The organism is Roseovarius sp. THAF8 (assembly GCF_009363735.1).
GTDB lineage: Bacteria > Pseudomonadota > Alphaproteobacteria > Rhodobacterales > Rhodobacteraceae > Roseovarius.
Genome location: NZ_CP045411.1, coordinates 51,390 through 73,099, shown reverse-complemented (window position 1 = coordinate 73,099; position 21,710 = coordinate 51,390). Strand labels below are relative to the sequence as shown.

General features: G+C 58.3%; 25 protein-coding genes. 16 read left to right on the top strand and 9 right to left on the bottom strand.

Annotated features, from left to right (window positions below; all coding sequences use genetic code 11):
• Positions 1-17: 17 nt before the first annotated feature.
• The 16 genes from FIU85_RS20220 to FIU85_RS20150 all read left to right on the top strand — a co-directional run bounded on the left by FIU85_RS20220 (position 18) and on the right by FIU85_RS20150 (position 12,191).
• On the top strand, positions 18-368 hold the full coding sequence (locus FIU85_RS20220) for a hypothetical protein (RefSeq protein ID WP_152477296.1): 351 nt from the start codon (positions 18-20) through the stop codon (positions 366-368).
• Positions 369-414: 46 nt separating this feature from the next.
• Entirely contained in the window at positions 415-1,029 is a 615-nt protein-coding gene (locus tag FIU85_RS20215) for a lytic transglycosylase domain-containing protein (protein WP_152494668.1), read from the top strand.
• Entirely contained in the window at positions 1,026-1,319 is a 294-nt protein-coding gene (locus tag FIU85_RS20210; RefSeq protein ID WP_057796599.1) for a TrbC/VirB2 family protein, read from the top strand. The genes FIU85_RS20215 and FIU85_RS20210 overlap by 4 nt, the downstream gene beginning before the upstream one ends.
• Positions 1,312-1,590 carry a type IV secretion system protein VirB3 gene (locus FIU85_RS20205; RefSeq protein WP_057796642.1) on the top strand — a complete coding sequence of 93 codons (279 nt, stop codon included), beginning with the start codon at positions 1,312-1,314 and terminating at the stop codon, positions 1,588-1,590. Before FIU85_RS20210 ends, FIU85_RS20205 begins: the two co-directional genes overlap by 8 nt.
• On the top strand, positions 1,580-3,955 hold the full coding sequence (locus tag FIU85_RS20200; protein ID WP_152494667.1) for a type IV secretion system DNA-binding domain-containing protein: 2,376 nt from the start codon (positions 1,580-1,582) through the stop codon (positions 3,953-3,955). The genes FIU85_RS20205 and FIU85_RS20200 overlap by 11 nt, the downstream gene beginning before the upstream one ends.
• On the top strand, positions 3,952-4,119 hold the full coding sequence (locus FIU85_RS22135; RefSeq protein ID WP_172978209.1) for a hypothetical protein: 168 nt from the start codon (positions 3,952-3,954) through the stop codon (positions 4,117-4,119). The genes FIU85_RS20200 and FIU85_RS22135 overlap by 4 nt, the downstream gene beginning before the upstream one ends.
• Before the next feature lie 55 nt (positions 4,120-4,174).
• A complete protein-coding gene (locus FIU85_RS20195) occupies positions 4,175-5,263 on the top strand; it encodes a lytic transglycosylase domain-containing protein (protein WP_152494678.1) in 1,089 nt (362 codons plus the stop codon).
• Positions 5,263-6,072, top strand: coding sequence for a type IV secretion system protein (locus tag FIU85_RS20190; protein ID WP_152494666.1), 810 nt, complete (start codon positions 5,263-5,265; stop codon positions 6,070-6,072). The genes FIU85_RS20195 and FIU85_RS20190 overlap by 1 nt, the downstream gene beginning before the upstream one ends.
• Before the next feature lie 114 nt (positions 6,073-6,186).
• On the top strand, positions 6,187-6,840 hold the full coding sequence (locus FIU85_RS20185) for a virB8 family protein (RefSeq protein ID WP_152494665.1): 654 nt from the start codon (positions 6,187-6,189) through the stop codon (positions 6,838-6,840).
• Between the two features lie 32 nt (positions 6,841-6,872).
• Positions 6,873-7,538, top strand: coding sequence for a TrbG/VirB9 family P-type conjugative transfer protein (locus tag FIU85_RS20180; RefSeq protein WP_152494677.1), 666 nt, complete (start codon positions 6,873-6,875; stop codon positions 7,536-7,538).
• On the top strand, positions 7,535-8,914 hold the full coding sequence (locus tag FIU85_RS20175) for a TrbI/VirB10 family protein (protein ID WP_152494664.1): 1,380 nt from the start codon (positions 7,535-7,537) through the stop codon (positions 8,912-8,914). The genes FIU85_RS20180 and FIU85_RS20175 overlap by 4 nt, the downstream gene beginning before the upstream one ends.
• A 4-nt stretch (positions 8,915-8,918) precedes the next feature.
• Positions 8,919-9,905: an ATPase, T2SS/T4P/T4SS family gene (locus tag FIU85_RS20170; protein ID WP_152494663.1), complete on the top strand. Its 987-nt coding sequence runs from the start codon at positions 8,919-8,921 to the stop codon at positions 9,903-9,905.
• Complete coding sequence (locus FIU85_RS20165) at positions 9,902-10,090, top strand: hypothetical protein (protein WP_152494662.1); 189 nt, start codon at positions 9,902-9,904, stop codon at positions 10,088-10,090. Before FIU85_RS20170 ends, FIU85_RS20165 begins: the two co-directional genes overlap by 4 nt.
• On the top strand, positions 10,087-10,491 hold the full coding sequence (locus FIU85_RS20160; RefSeq protein WP_152494661.1) for a hypothetical protein: 405 nt from the start codon (positions 10,087-10,089) through the stop codon (positions 10,489-10,491). Before FIU85_RS20165 ends, FIU85_RS20160 begins: the two co-directional genes overlap by 4 nt.
• Positions 10,492-10,497: 6 nt before the next feature.
• Positions 10,498-11,577 carry a type IV secretion system protein gene (locus tag FIU85_RS20155; RefSeq protein WP_152494660.1) on the top strand — a complete coding sequence of 360 codons (1,080 nt, stop codon included), beginning with the start codon at positions 10,498-10,500 and terminating at the stop codon, positions 11,575-11,577.
• A gap of 203 nt (positions 11,578-11,780) precedes the next feature.
• Positions 11,781-12,191 carry a hypothetical protein gene (locus tag FIU85_RS20150; protein ID WP_152494659.1) on the top strand — a complete coding sequence of 137 codons (411 nt, stop codon included), beginning with the start codon at positions 11,781-11,783 and terminating at the stop codon, positions 12,189-12,191.
• Positions 12,192-12,301: 110 nt separating this feature from the next.
• On the opposite strand, the gene FIU85_RS20145 is transcribed toward FIU85_RS20150, so the two are convergent.
• The 9 genes from FIU85_RS20145 to FIU85_RS20110 form a co-directional block, all read right to left on the bottom strand.
• A complete protein-coding gene (locus FIU85_RS20145; protein ID WP_152494658.1) occupies positions 12,302-12,844 on the bottom strand; it encodes an AAA family ATPase in 543 nt (180 codons plus the stop codon).
• Positions 12,841-13,359: a hypothetical protein gene (locus FIU85_RS20140; protein ID WP_152494657.1), complete on the bottom strand. Its 519-nt coding sequence runs from the start codon at positions 13,357-13,359 to the stop codon at positions 12,841-12,843. The genes FIU85_RS20145 and FIU85_RS20140 overlap by 4 nt, the downstream gene beginning before the upstream one ends.
• Before the next feature lie 1,248 nt (positions 13,360-14,607).
• Positions 14,608-15,630: a radical SAM protein gene (locus tag FIU85_RS20135; protein ID WP_152494656.1), complete on the bottom strand. Its 1,023-nt coding sequence runs from the start codon at positions 15,628-15,630 to the stop codon at positions 14,608-14,610.
• An 11-nt stretch (positions 15,631-15,641) separates the two neighbouring features.
• Positions 15,642-16,136, bottom strand: coding sequence for a DUF4186 family protein (locus FIU85_RS20130; protein ID WP_254701910.1), 495 nt, complete (start codon positions 16,134-16,136; stop codon positions 15,642-15,644).
• A 92-nt stretch (positions 16,137-16,228) separates the two neighbouring features.
• Positions 16,229-17,692, bottom strand: a complete 1,464-nt coding sequence (locus FIU85_RS20125) for a helix-turn-helix transcriptional regulator (RefSeq protein ID WP_152494654.1) — start codon at positions 17,690-17,692, stop codon at positions 16,229-16,231.
• Entirely contained in the window at positions 17,689-18,165 is a 477-nt protein-coding gene (locus FIU85_RS20120; protein WP_152494653.1) for a hypothetical protein, read from the bottom strand. Before FIU85_RS20120 ends, FIU85_RS20125 begins: the two co-directional genes overlap by 4 nt.
• 385 nt (positions 18,166-18,550) lie before the next feature.
• Positions 18,551-19,222: an IS110 family transposase gene (locus FIU85_RS20115; protein ID WP_254701907.1), complete on the bottom strand. Its 672-nt coding sequence runs from the start codon at positions 19,220-19,222 to the stop codon at positions 18,551-18,553.
• A gap of 177 nt (positions 19,223-19,399) precedes the next feature.
• The gene (locus FIU85_RS22390) at positions 19,400-19,582 is read right to left on the bottom strand and encodes a hypothetical protein (RefSeq protein WP_254701906.1); all 183 of its coding nucleotides are present in this window, start codon (positions 19,580-19,582) and stop codon (positions 19,400-19,402) included.
• Between the two features lie 119 nt (positions 19,583-19,701).
• Positions 19,702-21,708, bottom strand: a complete 2,007-nt coding sequence (locus FIU85_RS20110) for a type IV secretory system conjugative DNA transfer family protein (RefSeq protein ID WP_152494652.1) — start codon at positions 21,706-21,708, stop codon at positions 19,702-19,704.
• Positions 21,709-21,710: the final 2 nt, after the last annotated feature.

Below are 21,710 nucleotides of genomic sequence, written 5' to 3'. Positions count from 1 at the left end.
AGAGCGTGAGCCGGGCCATGGACTGGGACATAGAAGCACCAAATGTGGTTACGGAGGCACGTTTCCGCGAACTCGTGGAAAGTGGTTACAGCGCTGAACTCCTCTGCCAGGAGTCGGCACACAAGAAGGGCCCCAGCTACTATGGGGTCTGGATCATGCGCGTTGTGTCTGACGAGGGCGTTGAGAAGCTCTTGGTTACAGCTCGCACCCGGACGACCTATAACGACATCAAGATCCGCGAGTTCAAGACGATCACCGGTGTGGTCTCCTTCCTTATCGGCATCGGCTTCTCCCACGCCGATGTGCCACTCGAAAAAGGTCAGCGGACCACGCAAAAACTGGCTGCGACCGACAAGGGCGGCAGCTAGCAGCCTTCTCCTTTTCTGGTATCTCGCGGGTCCCGCCTCTGCCCAGATGGTGCTGGTCATGGAGAGCGATGGGTCTCTGTCCCCGTCGCGTTCCCAAGACAGCTTTGCCCGCAATTACAATGACGGCATCGGTCAGGGGTCAGCATCCGACGATCTGGCAATCTTTGGCGAACGGGACGCTGAGCCAGATGACGTTCAGCTAGCAGCCTTCTCGCGGCCTGCTCTCCTGCCCCGCGCCGATGTTCTCACGGCCATTGAGGTCACCGCCCTTCGCTACGCAGGGCATCCCGGGCTGCGCCGCGCGGAGCTCTCGATCCGAGCTTGGCTGACCCTCTACCGCGCCAATATCGAGGTCGAGAGCGCCTACCGGCAGAATGTGATCTCACATGCGGGTGCCATCGGCCTTGGTCAATTGATGCCCGCAACGGCGCGCGTTCTGAACGTTGACCCGCATGACCCGCTTCAGAATCTCGACGGGTCTGCCCGCTACCTCGCGATGATGCTGGAAACGTTCGGCGATCCTCGGCTCGCGCTCGCAGCCTACAACGCGGGCCCAGACGCGGTTCGCCAGCACGGCGGCATTCCCCCCTACCGAGAAACCCAGAACCACGTGGCCCGTGTCATGGCCGTCGTGGTCCGATTGGAAGGATCAAATTCATGAGACATACATCTAACGGGTTTATTGCCTCGCTTGCGCTCTTCCTGCTCATTGCAGAACCGGCCCTCGCGCAGAGCATCGATCTCTCCCCGATCCAGAGCCTCTTACAAGGTATCGTCGATGCGCTGACCGGGCCGCTCGGCGTTGTTATCGCCACGCTCGCCGTTCTAGGCGTCTTCCTAAGCTGGTTCTTCAACATCATCGATCTGCGCCAGGCGCTCTGGGTGCTTGTCGGGATCGCCGGTGTTGCCGCCGCTCCCACCATCGTTGCCGCGGTCTTTGGCGGTGGCTGAACGGTCACCCCTTTTTCTCGGCCTCGTGCGGCCGCCGAAGCTTCTGGGCCTGCCCATCATGTATGCGATGGTCTGGCTCTTCGGCTCGGTGCTCCTGTTCGTCTGGGTCCAGCATATCGCGATACTGGGCGTGGCCGCTCTGCTCTACCCGGTGCTCTGGAAGGCCGCCGATTGGGATCCGCGTTTTATCGACGTGATGATGACGGCACTGCAGGAGACGCCGCCGACGCGGAACCGCTCCATCCATGGCGGGGACAGCTATGCGCCATAGTGAAGTTCTCGACGAAGCCCTCGATACCCGGACCATGACGCCGGACTGGTATGCCCGCGAAACCCGCCTCGCGCATATGCTTCCTTACGTCAGTCTGGTCGATGACCGAACGGTGCGGACGCGGGTCAACGAGCTCTTCCAGTGCATCCGGCTCGATGGGGTCAACAGCTATACGACGGATGATGCCTATCTCGACAAGGTGACCGCGCTCTTTGCCCGGATCATCGCGCAGCTGGGGCCGGAGTTCAGCTACTATGTCCACAAGGTCTCCAAGGCGATCACGCCGGACCTCGAGCCAGTGCGCGAGGACAGTTTTGCTGGAGAAGTTGACCGCCTCTGGCACGCGAAACTCGAAACCAGCGGCCTGCGCGACAAGACCCTGACCCTCACGGTGATCCATCGCCCGCCTCCGAAAAGCGTCCTGCCATTCCTGAACCGCAGCGCGCCGGATCGCCTCAAGGAAGCAACCGAGAAGCGCCTGCGCCGTCTGGGCGAGGCCGTGAGTGTCTTCCTGGCAGGCCTGACGGAGCTGAATCCGCGCGTGCTAACCGCCAAAAGCGGCGAACTCATCGGCTTTCTGGGAGCCCTCAACACCGGCCAGGAACTGCCGCTTTATCCGGCGAACACCTTCGGCTTCCTGTCCTTCAACGTCGCCAATACCCGCGTGACGTTTCAAGGAGATCATTTCGAGCTTTCCGAAGGCGTCGTGGGGCATCGTTACGGCAAGAGTTTCACCATCGGGGAATATTCCGAGACCACCTCCTGCACCATGTTTGACATGCTGAACCTGCCGGTAGACATGATCGTCACCCATTCCTTCACACCGATCAATTCGAACCTCATGGCGGGTCGCATCAAGCGGCAAAAAAGGCAGATGCTGGCCAGCCAGGACGCCGCCCTCTCGCTGATGGAAGCGCTTGATATCGCCGCCGATGATCTGGAGGCCAAGCGGCAGAGCTTCGGCGAGCACCACATGGTCGTGACAATCTTCTGCGATACGCTCGACAAGCTACAAACCCTCAGCGCCGAGATCGTCAACGCGGCCGCCGCCGAGGGCGTGAAGATGATCGGGGAGCGCGTCGCCGCCAAGGCGCATTACCTGAGCCAGCATCCCGGCAACCAGACCAAGCGCGTGCGTGCCAGTGCCATCACCAACCGCAACTTCGCGGATTTCGCGGCGTTTCACCGGACGCAGCTCGGCAAACCAGCGGAGAAGACCCCCTGGGGCAAGGTCATCACCTATCTGCCCACTCCTGAGCAGAGCGCCTATCGATTTTCCTATCACGAGCAAGGCAGCCCCGAGAAAGAGCCGACCAGCGGGCATACACTGATCATGGGGCGACCCGGTTCGGGCAAATCGGTGCTTTCGGCATTCCTCATGACACAGGCCCGTCGAGCAGGGGCGCGGATCTTCGTCTTCGATTATCGTCTTGGTATGGAGATGGCGGTCCGCGCCAATGGCGGGCGCTATGCGTCTTTGAAAGCCGGCCAACCCACCGGTCTCAATCCGCTCTGGACCGAGACCGATGCGCGTGGCACGGCATGGCTCTCGGACTGGCTCGCCACCTTGCTCCATCGCGCCGACAAGCCGCTCACGCCTGCGCAGACCAACCGCATCCAGGAAGTCGTGCGCCAGAACGCGCAGGCCACGAACCCGGCCCTTAGGAACTGGCGGGATTTCGCATCGCTGTTCGTCTCCACCGACGATGGCGGCGATCTGTACCAGCGATTGCTCGAATGGACCGAAGAGGGCCGCTACGGCTGGATCTTCGGACAGACGCTGGAGGACACGTTTTCGCTGGAAGGCGATGTGGTGGGCTTCGATCTCACCGGCATTCTCGACAGCGAGGCCGAGAAGGAGCGCATGGCCGTCCTCTCCTATCTCTTCCGCCGGGTGGAGCGCGAGATCGAGGACCGTCGCCCCACTATCATCGTGATCGACGAGGCCTGGAAGGCCCTCGATAACGCGTATTTCGCCGAACGGCTGTCGAACTGGCTGGTCACCGCGCGCAAGCAGAACACCGTCGCGGTGATGATGACCCAATACGCCAGTCAGCTCGAGCGCACGCGCACCGGCAAGACCATCGTCGAGGCCGTGCCGACGCAAATCTTGCTCCCAAACATCAGGGCGCACGCCGCCGATTACGCGATGCTGAACCTCTATGAGAAGGAACTCGACGTGCTTCTCAACACCGGCAGCGACAGCCGCCTCGCGCTCATCCGCGATGATCAGGGCTCCATTGTCGTCGATGCCGATCTGAGCGCCCTCGGGCCCAATCTCACCATCCTCGGCGGCATGGAAAAAGGCGAGGCGCTCGTCGGCGCCGATTACCGCGACCGTCCTGACTTCTGGAGGCTTTCATGACACGCATTTTGTTGCTGCTCGCTGCGCTTGGCGCTCTCGCCTCCTGCGCCCAATACCAAGAACCGCAGGCCAATTGCTTCACCTTCCTGGCCTCGACGGCCCCCGTCGCGCCTGATTGCACCTTCACGCCGCTTGGCGCGCCGGAGGGCGACTTTGACGTCTAGCCTGCCTCATATCCTGGCGCTTTGCCTGCTGCCCGGTCTTGCCCTTGCCCAAGGCGTGCCGACCAATGACAGCGGGCTGACCGCGCGCGATATCATTGAGACCGGCGATCGCGGGGCCGACCTCGCCATCCAGTCCGACAAGCTGTCCGTGCGCGAACTCATCGCCGAGATCGAACGCGAGCAGCTGGATACCCTGCAGCGCATCCTCGATGCCCAGACCAGCTTTGGTGGTCAGGGCCTGCCGGCTATGGTCTCGGGGCTGGAGAACGGCAGCGGTGATCCCGCACGTTCTGTCGAAGCCGTCTATGGAAATGCCGAGATCGATCCCAATCCCGGCGGCGCGCAGATGTTCGGGGATGCCGCCGAGAATATCGAGCAGCTCATCATCCGCGTGGCCCAGGAGACCGGCGGATTTGCAGGCGTGGGGCGCGCGGGTCTATCGCCGGTCCAATGGCGCGCCCTGCTGCAGGCGTTGATCTGGCAGGAAAGCCGCTTCACCATCGGTGCCCGCTCGCCGGTCGGCGCCTTCGGCCTCACCCAGATCATGCCCGGCACCGCGAGCGATCTCGGCATCAACCCGGAATACTATGACAGCCCCTACCTGCAGGTGCATGGCGGCGCGCGGTACCTCGCAACGCAACTGAACACCTTCGACGGAAACATCATCAACGCGCTCGCGGCCTACAACGCCGGACCCGGCCGGGTGTTCGAATATGGTGGGGTGCCGCCTTTCACTGAGACCCAGCACTACGTCCAGGTCATCCCCGAACGCTACAATCTCTATCTGAGCCGCATCGGTGGGATCGAAGCGCTTGGCACGATCGACCCCGCACTTCTCGCCAATGCGAACCTCTCGATCACCGGGCATGGGGCCGCCTTTTATGGCAGCAACTCGCCCGCCGCGATCCGCCAAGCCGCCCTACGCATCCAAGAAATCGTCGAGCGGATTTCCGAAACCGAAGACGTTCAGGAAAGCATCGCGCTCAATACCTATGCCCGCGCCGAACTCGTACGTCTCGTTGCCGCCCGCATCAGACTTCAGGCAGCACGGACCCGAGTCCTTTCCGCCGAAGAGCTGGCGCAGGCCAGCGCCCACATGGCCGAAGGCGCCTTCATGGAATTCACGATCAGGGAGATTGACTGATGGGACGGATTTTTCTGAGAACGGCCTTGGCCACGACGCTTGGGATTGGCCTGCATCTCGGCACACCGTCCCCTGCCCTCGCGCAAGGCGTGCCCGTCGTCGACACCCAGAACATCGCGCAAAACATCCAGCAGCTGCGGCAGATGATCGAGGACGAGATCCTGCAAAACGAGCAGCTGACTCAGCTCCGTGAACACCTTGCAACGCTCACGGACCAACTTGGCGAATTGCAACGAACCTACGAGGCCCTGACGCGCCTCGCCGAACTGCCGGAAATCATCCGCACCGAGATGGAAGACGAGCTGAACGGTCTGCTCGACCAAGAGTTCGGCGACATCCTTGCGACGATTGAGGCCATCAAGACGGGGGATTTCTCGGGCCTGTCCGGCTCCGGCGCGGGAGAAATCGAAACCCAGATGGACCGGGTACTGGCCGATCTCGGCTTTGACGACGACACCCTCTCGGAAATGGCGACCAGCGGCAATCCCGGTGCCAATCGCGTGGCGACGCAAGCCACGACCGGCGCGCTCGTCGCGGCCGCCGCCCAGAACAGCTACGAAGACGCAGGCCAATCATTGGAACGGGTCGACCGGCTGGTCGCGCTGATCGATGACATGGACGAACTCAAGGAAAGCGTCGATCTCAACACGCGCGTGACGGCGGAACTTGCCATCGCACTGGTCGCCATGTGGCAGCTCGAAGCCGTGCAAACCGTGGGCGACGGCACCGGCGGCGTGATCGATGCGGCCACCATCGCCGAGGAGCAGCGCTTCATGGATTTTACCCTACCCGACCTGCGGGCTGATTAGGGCGTTTCGAAATTGACCCAGAATATCAAATATCGGTTTTCGCGTTCGAACGAAGCGAGAGGCAGCGAAGAACCGATTCAATCTATTTCGAAACGCCGAGCCGAGGTGTGACACGTGGCGAGTGAACAGGAAATCATCGAAGAAGAGCTGGTCTATGGCGCGCTACGCCGTGAACGGCTCTGGCAGCGCCTTGGGCTCATCGGCCTCATCTTCGGCATCCTCGGATGCCTGAGCGCGGCGGCCGTCGCGATCCTCGATGTCGATCCTCCCCCGGTCGTTGTGCCCTATGATCCTGAGACGGGCTTTGCCCTGCCCGAAGCCTCGGTGGAAGCGACGTCTGTCACCGCCAACCAGGCGATCATCGAGGCGGAGGTGTTCCGCTACGTGACCGACCGTGAGGTCTACAACCAGCTCGACAACGATCTGCGCATCCGAAGCGTTTTGCGCCGCTCAGATGGCGCTGCCGAGAGCGGGTTACGCCAGATCTGGAACAGCGCCAATGAGAACTACCCACCGACGGTCTATGGCCCCAATGCCCGGCTCGATGTGGAAATCCTTAGTATCAATCGCATCGGTTTGAGCCGCGCCACGGTCCGCCTGCGCAAACGCCTCACATCCATCAATGGCGTCCAGACCGGTCTTTTCACAGCCACCCTTCTTTTCGAGTTCCGCCCCGAGACTCGCCGCTCCATCGATGAGGTCTGGACCAATCCCTTCGGCTTCACCGTGCTCGAATATTCTATCCGCTCCGACAAATTGGAGAATTGACCGTGTTTCGCTTCAGCCTGTTCGCTTTCTGGATGGCCCTCCTGCCGGACCTCGCCTTCGCCGAAGCCATCCCGCGCGGCGGGCCCAATGACAACCGGGTGCGCTTGGCCACCTACCAGGAAGCCCAGGTTTACCGTCTGAGCGTTTCACTCACCCATGTCACCACGGTCGAGTTCGGCGAAGGCGAGAGCATCCGCTCGATCATCGCAGGCGACACGGAGGGCTTCGAGATTGACGGCGTCCCCGGCGGCCAGGCCTTCGCGATCAAGCCCATCGCGCGCGGTGTCCATACCAACGTGACCGTCTACACGAACAGGCGTAGCTATTATTTCAACGTCCAGGAAACCCGCAGCCCGACCTTCTACGTGGTGCAGTTCCGCTATCCAGACGACCACACGCGCAAGGGCCGCGCCGTCGCGGCACAAGCGCCGAACTACAACTACGGTGCCAGCGCGCGCACCGAGTTCACGCCGACCCGCGTCTGGGATGACGGGACCTTCACGTATTTTGAGTTCCCGCGGAACGCGCCGGTGCCCGCGATCTTCCGCTACGCAAAGGGCCGCGAGCGCACGGTGAACACGCAGGCCACCGAGGACGGCGTGATCCGGGTGTCCGGCGTGAACAGGCAATGGGTTCTGCGGGTCGGGGAAGAGGTGGTCTGTATCGAGGCCACACCGCTAGCGGGGGCAGGCTCATGAGCGACGCTGGAAACACGGATCTCGAAAAGCGCCTCGCCGCCCTTGAACGAGGCAAAGGAACAGGTCGACTCGCTGCCCCGCGGCGCTCTCCGCTGCTCGCACTGCTCGTCGTCCTCGTGATCGGAGCGGGCGGGGCATTGCTCTATCTGATGTCCCAACCAGAGGAAGAGGAAGCCCTGCCCACGGCCACGCCGGACGTGTTCCAAAACGAGGGCGACGGGTTCGGGACGATTGAAACCCTCCCTCCGCCTGATCCTGAGGTGGTGCTGGTCGCACCGGATCCGGTGGAACCCAACGCCGAGCTTCTGGCGCAGCTTGCCGCCCTTCAGGCCCAGATCGAGGAATTGCGCAACGCGCCAGAACCAGTGGTCGAAGAAGACACGACTGCCGCCGAAGCCATCGATGCGCTGACCGCCCAGATTGCCGCCCTGCAGTCCGCCTCGGAAGCCGCGCAACAGCAGTTTCGCGACGAGCTCACAGCGCGCGATCGCGAGCTGGAGCAACTCCGCATGGATCTCGAGCTGGCCCAGCTCGAAGCCAACCGCCCCCTTCCGGCACCCGTCGGTCCCACCGAGGACGAGTTGCGGGCGCGGGAAGAAGAACGCATGCTCCTCGAGGAGGAAGCAAGACGGCTTGCGGACCTCGAGCGCCGCGCAGCCGAGGAACGCGCATTTCAGCAAAGCCGCATCACCTCGCCCACCATCGCCTTTGGCGGTACTTCGGGCGCTAATGAGACGGCTCTGTCCGAACGCACTTTCGGAGAGGTGACGGATTTCGTGCTGAACGGCGCGCTGCCCACGTCGGTCACGCAGGCCGAGGTTATCGCCAATCCGTCGAACACCATTGTCCAGGGCACGATGATCCAGGCCGTCATGGAAACCGCTCTCGACAGCTCTCTGCCCGGCCAGACCCGCGCCGTGGTCTCCGAAGACGTCTTCAGCTTCGACGGTTCCCGGCTCCTGATCCCACGCGGCTCCCGTCTTATCGGGCGCTATCGATCCGGCGTTGATATCGCACAACGTCGGGTCACGATCGCCTGGGATCGGATCGTCCTGCCCGACAACCAGACCGTCCAGATCAGTTCCTTCGGAGGAGACGAACTTGGCCGCTCCGGTGTGACCGGCTTTGTCGATACCAGATTTGACGAGCGTTTTGGCTCTGCCGCGCTGATCTCTCTGATATCCGCCGCGCCGAACGCCGCCGCCTCCAATGTCGAAGGCGAGACTGCCGCCGACGTTCTCGAAGACTTGGGCGATGATCTCGCCGATGCCACCGACAGCGTCATTGGCGACTACCTTTCGATCGGACCCGTCATCTATGTCGACCAGGGGGCCCGCGTGACGGTGATGGTCGACCGCGATCTGGAGTTATTCTGAGCCCATGTCGCTGAGCTATCTCCAGACCTCGCTCGACCGGATCGACGCCGCCGCACGTGATGATGTCATCGAGATCTGCATCAATCCCGACGGCAGCTGCTGGGGAGAGTTCCAGGGGGATCATTTCATGCGGCAGTTGGACCAGGCGTTGACCGCGACAGAAGTGAAGGATCTCGGCAACCAGATCGCCTCCTCCGCCAATACCACGATGAGCAAGGACAGGCCCATCGTCTCGGTCTCGATCACCTACAAGGGCCGGCCGATCCGGGCACAGGTCATCACCCCGCCTGCCGTGCTGTCGGCGATGTCGATCAGCCTTCGGTTCTTCTCGAGCCTGCCACTCGACGGGATCGCGCTTGATTTCCTCTATGGAAAGGAACGAAAGCTTGAAGAACTCCGCCTAGAGAAAACCCGGGAACTGCGCGGGGTCGTCGCGTCTGGCGTCATCGACGATGCACTCGCGTTCTGCGTCGACAACAAGCTCAACATGATCGTCTCTGGTGGCACCTCCACCGGCAAGACCGTTGCCGCGCGGAAGATCCTCTCTCATGTGCCTACTGAGGAACGCATCGTCACCATCGAGGAAGCCGCCGAACTTCTGCCGACCCAGCCCAATGCCGTGACCCTCATCGCCAATCGCGATGTGGAATTCCAGACAGCCGATGTTCTGCTAACTGCCACGCTACGCATGCGCCCCGACCGGATCATTCTGGGCGAGGTGCGCGGAAAGGAAGCCATGACCTTCCTCGAGGCGATCAACACCGGTCATGGCGGATCCATGACCACGCTGCACGCCGAAACCCCGCAACTCGCCGTGCAGAGGCTCGCGATCGCGGCACTCAAGACCGAGATCCCAATGACCTATGCCGACATGATCCAATATATCGAGAATTCCATCGACGTGATCATCCAGGCCGGTCGCCATGACGGCAGGCGCGGCATCACAGAATTCTACCTCCCCGGCGCAACCGAGACTGGAGCTTCCCAATGAAGACCTTTGAATATGACATCCTGTTCTTCCAGGTGAAGAAGCAAAAGGACTACGACGCGATGCGAAGCGCCTTGAATGAGCGCGGCGCAGAGGGGTGGGAAGTCATTACAGCTGAAGCAGGTGATTACGGCTACACCACGTTCGTGAAGCGAGAATCTTTGGCGACGAAGGCGGCTTCAGAATGATGCGGGTCGTTGCGACGGCAGGCCTGCTCGTCGTTCTCTGCGCAACCGCTGGCGTCTCTGAACGGAACCTGATCCCAACGCTCGAAAACCAACCGGATGTCTGCCCTAATCAACCTCCAGAGCCAGAGTGGATGCAAAACATAGATGTGCGCGAGTCCCATAAACGGCTCCTGATCCAACAGATTTATCGGGCACAGAGCATGCAACGCATCGTTGAAGCCCAGAGCTGCGAATGTCCCACGCGGTATCCGTCTTGGGAGGCCGCTGAAGGCGTCTTCGGCGAGCAATTCGCCGCATCTGAATACTGGGACATCGTGGAAGCGACGTCAGAATTTCGACGCCAGGCAAATGAGCTTCGGCGTGAAGCCATGCCAATCTGCAAAGCCGCCGGAAACTGGTAGGATTCCATGAGCGTCGTCACCTACTTCGTGGAAACGGCTGAAGGCTATCTCAATACCGCTGCCGAGACGCAATTCGGCGCAGTCGCCGCAACAGTCGGAACGATGCTCGTCCTCGGCACCACACTCGTCGTCATTCTGGTTTTCATCAACACGATCTACCAGTATCGCGCCATGGACGGTCGCACCGCCTTTTGGCTCGCCGTGAAGATCGGGCTGATAGGCGCATTTGCAACCAACTGGGTACAGTTCAACATCCTTGCTGCGGCGATCCTGAACGGGATCGACAGCACTGCCGGGTCGCTTGTGGCCTCGGTCGGCGGCGGATCACCCGGACCGTCTGGCACCTTCGCAGAGGAGTTCGATGACCTGATCGCGGCGCTCGGGGACTATTTGAATGCCGCGGGGTCTGAACTGAACTGGATGGCCGGTGCCCTGTTGGACACCCTTGGGGTTTTGCTGCTCTCAATCCTCGGTGGCTTGGCTGCGTTCATCGTCGTTGCGTCCAGGCTCATGATCGCTCTGCTGATCGGGATTGCACCGATCATGATCTTCCTGACCCTCTTTGAAGTGACCAAGGATTATTTCGCACGCTGGCTTTCGGCGCTGATTTCCTTCGCGATGTACCCTATCGTCGTGGCTGGCGTGTTCGCGACGATCACGGGGGTCTCGCGTGCGCTTCTTGCTGAGTTGGGCGACCCGGAAGGCGCCTCCAACATCGGCGCGCTCATCCCCTTCTTCATGATGGTGCTGATGGCAAAGGGATTTATCATAGCAACGCCATTCCTGGTGCGGGCGATTTCTGGAAACATCATGATGCCAGCGCTCTCAGCCGGCTTCGGCGGCAGCTATGCCTTTGCCCGAGGGCTCGCAGGAAGCCAGCAAGTCTACAACCGATACGCCATCGGAGGTGCGACTGGCGCGGAGTACGCAGCTCTGCGTGCGCGCCAATTCTTTGGTGTGCAAGCGTTGCCAAGCCGACCCAATACTGCGGGTGGGCCAACCGCAGCTCCTTCCGGTGACGCAACCGGCACAGGAGCCCGAATGCTGGCGCAGCTTTCAAGGTTGGGTCGCCTCGGCAGGCGGTGACGGCCCATTCCTGCCGTTCACCAACGGGTCAAGATGCTGCATTCGCAGTCCGCATTGCTGCCATTCGGCGTAAAAGCGAAATCATGTCGGCAGCGAACTGATGGTACGTTTCGGTCTGATCAAGAAAGTCAACTACCTCGCCAATACGTTGCTTCGCTGAGCGCACGCACGTTAGAATATGCTAAGGTTGGGAGTCTGGCAGCATGAACCAGCAAGAACGCAAGCTCATTAGCTTGGTATTGAACGAGATGGCGTTCGAAGGGGCAATCAAGCACTTTCACGAGACCTCACCCGACCTTCCACGAGATCTCTTTGACGAGTTAAAGTCGATCGGGGTTCCTGGCCGCTACGACGGCAACATCGAAGACTACCGCTACGTGGACATCGAGTTCGACCAAGAGAAGTCGGTATTCGAGAATTGCTACAGACAGCTTAGAACGATCAGGAACAATATCGTCCACGCCAACCAAGCCTTTCGGCCAGATCCACCTGAGCGCCTGAATGAACTACTAGAATGGGCTCAAGGGTTCATTGATAGTGTTTATCACACCAATTCCCCGTTGGCGGAACGTGCGAAAGAAATCAAAGCGATACTGAGGATCGAGAACTTCTGACAGCAGCAATCTGCTACAACTATCACGCTCTACGAGGCTTACGGAAGGGAGGTTTCCTCCAGGTCAACCTCGCAACAGCGGATGTCCGTGTTCCGTGCTTTTCTTGTCCGTCAGGTTCTCGATTCAACCAACGGAACAACTTGCGTTGTCAGTTCCGACAACGTTTCAGAAGCGGCAAGCACTAAGTCGGCGGCTTCGCGCAACGTTATCGCCACGTCGGCCTCGACTGTGTGTCGCAAAGCGCGCTCCACGACCTTTGGGTCGTCTCCGCGTGCTACCGCACGCACGAAGGCAATTTGATCGGCAGCCTCCAAATGAATGTGGATAAGATCTGTTCCGAAGAACTTGCGCATCTCGTTCAGGATCGAAGTATGTCTCAAGCCTTCAACAACAAAGGAGTTTGCTTTGTCAACATCGTGATAATTGAGTGTCGCCAATAGGAACGCACTTGGGTCGTTATCGACCTGTCTTTCGCCCTCGTCTTGAAGTGATTTTCTGTCACTCTCGTCTCCGCCAGACTGTCGAACCAAATGCCTGACGTAGCCGCCAAAGCTTATTCGGGGAAAACCAAACTCGTCACTGATTGCTTTTGCCAGTGAACTTTTGCCACTGCCTATCTGCCCGGAAAAAGCGAGGACTACCTTGCCAGTCAAAAAGCAAACTCCAACTGGTCGTCATCCAGCGCGACCCATCCTCGTCTGTCAGTTTTCGCAAATTCGATCGGTGCAAACTCTGTGGTTTGCTCAACGTGAATAACGGAAGCAAACCTAGCGTACTGCTTTGATCGCCAGAAATCATCTCCAGCCAAGATCCTAGTGCCATAGTCGGCCCTAATTGCATCCAACGAGTGATGCGCAGTAGCAAAATACTCAGCATCGGAGACTCTTGTTACTGCAGTGATCGGCCCAGAGTTTTCTTTCACAAGAACGAGGTCACCCGAGGATACATGGCCGTAGGGAGCGCACCTCACCGAGGACAAGCGCGTATCTACTGTTTTCTGTCCAGCTTTGAGGAACGACAAAAATGGTTCTGAAAAGATCGCCACGTGCAACTTACTGTCCAAACGGCTGCAAAGGATCTCTGCGAGGAGCGGACCCCAAAAGTTGTGCGAACGCAACCTCGCGCTGAGTTCGTGAAGCAATTCTTCGCGCCGCGCCACTGTTCCCACCAAAGTGCTCCTTCTCTTCCTGCAGCTCTTTAGCGGAGAGCTTCTGAAGGTGGAACTTCAACGTAGCGTATCGTTGGAAATTTCTGTGGTAATAGGGTCGACATGGATCGCGATGGTAAAATTCTGGAAGCGCCAACAAGTCTCCTTCGAGTGCAGCAACTAACTCATTTGGCCTGTTGCACCGAAAGATGCGGTTGCCAGACGTCCAAACGTTTGCCCGCGTCCTCCGTCCGTCGCGCCTGCTCACTGTAGGCAATACGTCACCTGCAACGATGCTATTTAGTGTGACATCGCCTCCATGCTCATCTGGTTGAGACACGTCGATAAATAGACGCATCCGACCGACGGAGAGTTCGTGCCACGGGCGAGGCCTTGTTCGAGCCTTCAAAGGCAGGCTGCTCCCAACACCGGCTTTTCGGAACTCGAGCAAGTCGGCCGTCCTCCAATCTCCGGGTACCGCTAAGCCAGCGGCCTTAAGAGCATTGGCTTCAAAGAAAGGGGTCTGATACCTCGCGAATGCTGGAACTTGATTTGCCAGAACCAGACCGCACTGTTCAGCAATGGAAATCAGATTGGCGCGATGATCGATCGCCGATCTTCTCGAACCGAATGGGGCAGCGACCACGAACACGGTACCGTTGTGCTGGCAAGCAGAAGCCGCCAGCGGAATCATCTCGTGAAGACAATCATCATACCAAGGAGGATCTAGAACTACACTCGCATAGGACGCCGAAGAAGCCCGGCTCGAACCGAAATGTGTTGAGAGCGAGCTAGCCCTTCTTCGTGCATGTTCGCTTACAGCCGTTGAAATCTCGTTGGCTTCTCCCAAGAAGTCGGCGTGTTGACCCAAACCTAGCTTGATTGCGGCCAAGGCGACTGTCGGGACGCCAAGGCAAAGCGTCCTTCCAAAACGTCGTGCACTGGGAATCACAGCTCGAGAAGCGAGTGCTTCAGAAGTCTCCTGGTTGAATCTCCATTCGAAATCCAACGGATGCGGCGGTGGAAGTTCGGCATAAGTTGAAGTGGGGCTTGATGCGACACGTGCTTGGAGAGCTAGCTTTCGGCCCATCTCGACTGAAATGCGCCCACTTTTGACTAGACGACGAATTCCCGCCATTGCGGCAGTGGGGTACACTCCGGGGAGTTCTGCAAGCAGACTTGAGAAGCTAGTGACGCCCGCCGATAGCGACTTTAGAAGCCAGAACTCTACCCTGCTTTCGAACGACCAGAGATCGATCGGCGCGTGTTTCATACCTGAGACCTCCGCAAGCTCACGTCCGTGATTGGCCGTTGACGATCTTCGAGTGAGAACCTTTTTTCGATTTCCACGTTCCAGTGCTGGATTGCCACTTCTTGTATAGCAAGGCTGGCATCAAACTCGTCATTCATTCTCGGCTCCACTGGACCGTAGACGCCAATCTGCAGTGGGATTATGCGAAGGGGGAGGAATTCATGAATGGTCTGCAAACGGTCGAAGAAGGCGCTCATCCGAGAATCGATGTTGTCAGACGTTGGGTCGGTAAGCGTGATGTAGCCATAGACGTCGAGATCGAGGTCCAGCAGCCTATCCATTACTTGTAACTGGAACTCAAAGCCGCTTGGCTCTGCATTTGTGTTAAACGCAAATGACCTTTCATCGATACCTTTGAAGCAGCAAACCCGACCGTAATTCTTGTAAGACTGCATTCGCTCCAGCTGCGACTTCGACAGCTTAGTCATAAGCCAGTCAGTGCTGAGATTGTCGTCCGACCATAGAAACGTCTGATGATCGAGTCCTCTGGCCTCCAGCTCTTCCATCATCCAAACTGGCCATTCTGGGACCAAATCCGGCGACCCACCTGATAGATCGATGACTCTCGGACACCCATCTGCCTCATTCTCGAAGAGGTCTACTAGCTCCGATATCGTGAACCACTTCGACTTTTTTGGGTTGGCGCTCAGTAGTGGATAAGGAACGAAACAGTACCAGCATCGCCAAGGGCAAGCCGCGTTTTGATAGACTTGTGCTTCCATGGCAGTCTGGCCGTCCGGGAGCCCTAGAGCCTTCGCCGCCGGCAGGATTGGCAGTGGGTTGGACGGCCAGCTCGGAGCCGTTGAGGTTTTGAAGTGACGAACTCGACCGAAGCCTTCACAATTCGTCGGAACGCTTAGGTCAGCTTCTTGGTCGGAGCCGCTTAGCTTGGAAAGCAGCACACGCCGTTCAGATGCGCTGACCGATTTATTGCGCAGATGCTCTGCCTGTTGCTCCGTATTGATAACGCCTCTGAGCATCTCTCGACCCCCTACCCCATAATCTTTGACCGGATCGGGGGAACACGCTGTGGCCCGTCTTCAACGTCGTCCAGGCGCTCTCGAAGATACATCTCAATTAGGTCCGCGCAGTAGTCTACCTCCTCATCAGTCAAATCGTGGCCTTTGGAGATGTCATGCCAGTAGTTGAGGCAGGTTCGGCAGCATGTGGCGGTTGCGTGCTGTGCATAGAAGATTGGATTGTCTTCGAACGGTGTTTGCCGCCCATCACGCGGGTTCCCTGCCTTCGCCACGTACTTTCTGATCCTACTTTCGACTGCTTCTCGAAGCTTCAACCAACCCTTTCGCTTGGCGTAGTTCTTTGCACGCTGATCAATCTCAACGTGAAAGAAATGATGCCTAATTTTTTCATTTCGAAGCGCCTCGAAAGTGAATTCAGCATCTTCGATTGATCTTTTATGCAGCCGCGGCCAGTCGATAAGCTTGGCACCGCAAGACCGACAACTTCCACGCTCCTTACGCCCCATCTGTCGCGTCGTCTTGAAACAGTGAAGACCGTTATCGCAATCGCTATCCGTGCAGCTAATCTTGAGTGGTTTGAGTTCGACCAAGGGTTTCATCAATAATTCCTCTCAAGAGCTCGTTGCAAAATTGAACCATCGACGTCGTCTAGGCCATCAAAGGAAAACCGTTCGCAAAACACATCCCTCGCGACCATCCAAGGATCCCCGCCACCTCGCTGGAGGTTCGCCGCAGCTCCCCACCAGTTGATCCCTTGCATCTGAAGGCGAAATGCTAGGTAATTTGCGAGCAATCCAACGTCCACGCCCCTCTCCTCGGCCAAGCGCGCAACAACGGACTTGACCCTTTTGATGTCGCCGCGGCTTCTATCCACGACAATTGCCGTGAGCTCTTCCGCCTGGCCCGAGAGACCAACCTCGCCAGCGAATTGACTTGCTCTTACCTCTTCATCGGAGCTACGGCGCTCCTCGGAAGTTTCGGCAGCCTCCAAAATCACGAAGTCAGTTTCTTCGGGTCGTTGAGATGCGTGGTAAAGCTCATGCAGTAAGTCGAATATCCATCGACTTACATGTGGAGTCTTTTGTTTCATTACAATGACATTTCTGCCTGATATTCTCCAACATGCTCCGTGAAATTGCCCCCCGTCTCGCAATGGCACCACTGGGATACCCAAATCCCAAGAGAAGTTTAGCAAGTCTCGGAAACCAAACTCTTCATAGTTTTCGTGGAACAGTCTCAGAAATTCTTCCGGCTCATCAGGTACCGCTGGGCCTTCAATTACCGGCGTCGCATTCAACACAAGTCGGGCCAGATAATTGGCATATGTCGCATAAAGAGCTGTTTGATCAGCGTCTCGCTTTGCTGGCATTTTGAACCTTGCTTGCGCTCCAGCTATTGCTGGCACACTCAAGGGATGCGCCGAGAAAAGCTGGTCTTTGGCCCAACCATAGACTCTCGAAACCGCTTCTATCGAGCGGTCAACAACTGTTGGTGCCTCTTGCGGCGACCCATCGGAAAGAGCGCTAAACCTGCTTTCATCCGCTGAGCTCAGAAGTTTAGATCTTAGGAAAGCTGCGTCCAAGCCTACCTGAGATAGCTTCTGCAAAACTCCTTCGAAACCATCAGGTTGGTACGGGACCAGTATTTCGTTTCTAAGTTCAATATTGAGTGCTTCTGTTACTTGAATAATTCTGGCTAGACTTGCACTCGAGTACTTATCCGATTCATAGCGTTGGATCTGCTGAGGTTTGAGTCCCATCCTCTCCGCGAGTTCACGCTGAGAAAGTCCGGAAGCAATCCTTGCTGCAATCAAGCCCTCGGCTAGGTCTTCAATCCGCTCCACCGTAATAACGGGAGCTTGCATTGACTGCAGCTCCTCATATGCTCGGATTTCTTCTTCAAGGTCGACCAGTTGGCTATTCAAGCCACTAAGCTCGGCCTCAATAAAGGTCGGGTGTATGCCGGCCTTCTCTCTCTCTGCGACATCAAAGCCATCAATCGCAGCCTTAAACTTCTCGGCATTTGCTCGAGTAATTTTGTATTGGCGCTCATTGGTGATCATTTGATGCTCCCTAGGTCTAGAGACAGTATTCCTTTGGCGTTTCCACTTCTGTCGGATTGAAAAAAGTCACGAAAAAGTACACCGGGTGCGGCGACCGCGCTCTCTAGGAACAACTCTCCGCCGTACTTAGCTTTCATTGCCGCGCGTCCGGATGGCGAAAAATCGAGCAGCACCGGATCTACAAGGTAAGGGTTCATGCCAACTGGGCTCCAAGCGCCATCATAGTCGTTTGGTAGGTCCTTCTCAGACACGAAACTTCCATCCAAAAGCAACAACGTGCAGCCTGCTCCCCCGAGGTTAAGGGCGGCACTCTTGAGGCCGCCAACCAAGCGCGTTCGGTGCTGATTGACCGAACATAGAGCGACCAGTTCATCCCAGGTCACAATATGGACGCCGGGAGCAAGGTAGCCTGTGGACGAATCGTACACTAAAGTCATGACGCAACAAATATGTTGTGTTGAAATCTCGGTCAAGCGAAATCAGAACAATTTGCGAACACTGAATCAGTGATGGGCCTATGCAGGTCCATACAACGGTAGCGCCGTTGCTGAATGTCAGCTATCGCTGGTCTTGCCAGGCGCAAACGCTCACGCAGCGAAGGTCAGCTTCGCTAATTGGGTGTCTGGGTCAAGCTCGTTTCCTTTCGTTTTTCCGCTTTGGATCGCTTATCCGGGTCACGCTTCTCTTCGCAGTCTGGTTTGACGTTCGAAAGGCGCCGCTGCATGCATGTGTCCGATTGGTTGTGGAGAGCCCTGCTTCCCGGCGCGCTTCACATTGCGCAGCAGACATTTTCGTCTTCATCCACAGACCTCGTCCGGATTGGACGATCCCGTCAGGTTAGGTGTTCGGCTATTCAGGTCATGCCGTTCCTCCCACCTGTTCCTGACGGAATTCCGTGCCATCAACCCACATCCGGTGAAGAAGCACAGCGAGCTTACGTGCGACAGCAAAAACAGCGCGCCGTCGCCCCTTTGTGCGCATCAATCGCATTCCCCATGACTTGATCTGAGATTTAGCCATCGTACGCATAAGCAGAGCATTTGCGGCGGCGTAGAGAGTGGCTCGTACATCTTGATCGCCCGCTTTTGAGATGCGGCCTGGATTATCGTGCTCGCCCGACTGGTATCGCCTTGGCGCGAGGCCAAAGTGCGCAGCCACCGTGCAAGAACGTTTGAAACGGTTTGGGTCATCGACCGCCGCCTTGAATGTCAACGCAGCGATCGGGCCGACGCCAGGCACGGTCATCATCCGCATGCAAACTTCATCTTGCGACGCTGCGCGCTTCGCCCTGCGATCCAGTTCAAGATAGTTCTGGAAAAGCACAGCGCGCGCATCCAGCAGTGGAATGACCGCATGTGCGAGCACCTCGTCCAACTCGATCATTGGGCGGACAAGGGCGTCGAAGCTGCCATGTTTGACCGTTCTTGGCAGACGCACGCCAAATATCTTCAATAAGCCGCGAACCTCGTTGGCCAGATCAATAGTCTTCTTGAGCAATGCCTTTCTGGTGCTCAGCAACGCGCGCGCCATGCGCCTCGCGGCTCTTCATGTGCACGGGACTGAACCACCCCGTACGCAGTATATGTGCAATGCCTTTCGCATCCGTTTTGTCGGTTTTTTTCCGCATCGCTGATAGCGCCGCACTGACCTGCCGAGCTTCCATACAAACGATGTCGAACCCTTTTCTTGCAAACCAAAGAAAAGGTGCTAGCTGAACGCTCCAGCCTCGAAGCCGACACGCGCGATTGGATGTCCAAAACCATCCAGGCAATCTGCAATGTCGTCGACCTCGCAGTGCAGTTCCCGCTCCAAGCAGACCTTGCCACGTGCATCAACAATGCAGACCGCGCAAGATCGCAGCGAAATATCCGAACAAACAAAATAGTCCATTCTCTGTCTCCCATTCTCACAGCATTGCTGTGATCTTATCGGGAGCTCGACCTCAGAGCAGGGTCAGCCCAATTACGCATGCTTCCCGCCTCCCCAACATATAAACCATGCACGCCACCCTATCGAGCAACCCTCTTTTCGCCATCCCCTTTTCGCAGCATCGCTTCCATGTCGTCCAAGCCACCAACGGCAGAGCGCATCTGCGCCTCATCATCCACGCCCACTGTCTCGGCATCCGCAACCTGGTCCCCAAAATCCAACTCCATCTGTCGCTGTTCCTGGGCGATCACAGCTTGAACGACAGGCACGGTCTTCTTTGGGGCGACGTCGATTTGCCCTAACGTTTGACTGCCCGGAACTTGTCTTGCGCTCTCCACAACCGCGTCAGTTTCAGGTCCATGCCCTCCACTCGCAGGCGGTGTCATCGGCATCGCTTGAACACTCAGCGGCAGCGTGCCTTGCGCTCCCCCTCCCCCCGGCTCCGGAAACGGCAACTCCCCTGTCTGCGCCGCATGGATCGCCTTGAACAGCCGGTCGTCAAAATATTGGATCCGCTTTGCACGGACCGGCATTTGCGCATCGATCACCATGACGATCTCGTCGAGCGGCAGGCGGCGCGCCTCATCTTCAGGCAGCAAGGAGCTTTCTTCGGTCCGTGTGGATTGGCTGCGCCCTTCAAAGGGGTTCTTGCCGATTGATTGAGATCGCGTGACGACAGTCTTGGTGGTCTTGCCGACCGCCTTGCTCAGCTCCTCGACGGTTTTTTCATCTGACGGTGTCAGGTAGAGCTTCACCCCCGCGTTGCCCTGCAGGGCACGGCGGGTATTCTCGCCATAGATTTCATCGAGGGCGGGGATCGTCTGGGTGACCACGGCTAGGTGGCCGCGATAGGTCCGTAAGGTCTCGATGCTCTCGACCACGATGGGCATTTTGCCCAGGCGATTGAACTCATCGAGCATGATCATCACCGGCCAAGGCTCATCCGGCCCGGGGTCCTTTTCTTGCATGGCAGAGAGGAGATCAGAGAAGAAGAGACGGATCAACGGCGCGAGGGGCTTCACCATCAGCGGCTGGACCACGAGATAGACCGAGAAGGGCTTCTTGCGGATCGTCCGGAAATCAAAATCCGAGACCGCCGTCGCATCATCAATAGCCGGGTTCTGCCATTGGTCGAGCCCCGAGGTCATCAGGAGCGAGACATAGGAGGTCAGCGTGTCGTTATTGGTCGAAGCGAGCCGCGTGAAGATCAGTTTGGCCGCCCTGTTGTCGACCTCGTGACCCCGCGCGAAATACTCTTTCTGCTTGTTCCCGCCCGAGGCTGCGATGCGGTAGATCTCGCCCAAGGTGGGGCGCTTGCGCTGGAAGGCCAACAGGCCAGCCGCCACGAAGAGATCGATCCCGCCTTTGAGCAGGCCCTGCACCCGGTCGTTGTCACTTTGCAGGAAGAGCGTCGCCAGGAGCTGCAATTCCATCTGCTGGCGCGCGGGGTCTTTCAGTTGATAGATGCGCAGGAGCGGGTTGTAGCGATGCGTGCGCTTGCCCTCCCAATCGGTAGGGGCAAAGCGATAGACCTTGTCGCCTTGGGCCGCGCGGTGCCGGGCCGTGGCCTCGAAACACTCGCCCTTCACATCGAGCGTCACGGCGGAGCCTTGCCAGGTCAGCAGGTTCGGAATGACAAAGCCCGTGGTCTTGCCGCGGCCCGTGGGCGCCACGATCAGCGCATGGGGGAAAACTTTCGAGCAAATGTATTTCGCGCGGGACCTCGGAGAGCCGAGCTTGCCGAGGATAAATCCGGTGCCGGGTGCGCCAAAAAACCCATTGGCCTTCATCTCGCGCGCAGACTGCCAATGGGTCTGGCCAAAGCGTGTGAGGGCCGATCCCGAAAGAGCGAGGCTCAGCATCAGGCCGGCAGCGGCGAAGCTGCCGATGATCAGGTGAATAAGTTGCGCGTCCTCCGGGCGGCGATCGAGGATCGCCATATAGTTCTGCGCGATATAGGCAAAGTCGATCTCGGCCCCGAAGCCAAGGTCCTGGTAGGTCAGCACCGCCGAGGCGATGGTATAGCCCATGGCGGCGGTCACCAGTGTGACGAGAAGCACCCCGGTGGCGATCCGCGCTTTTCCCATGG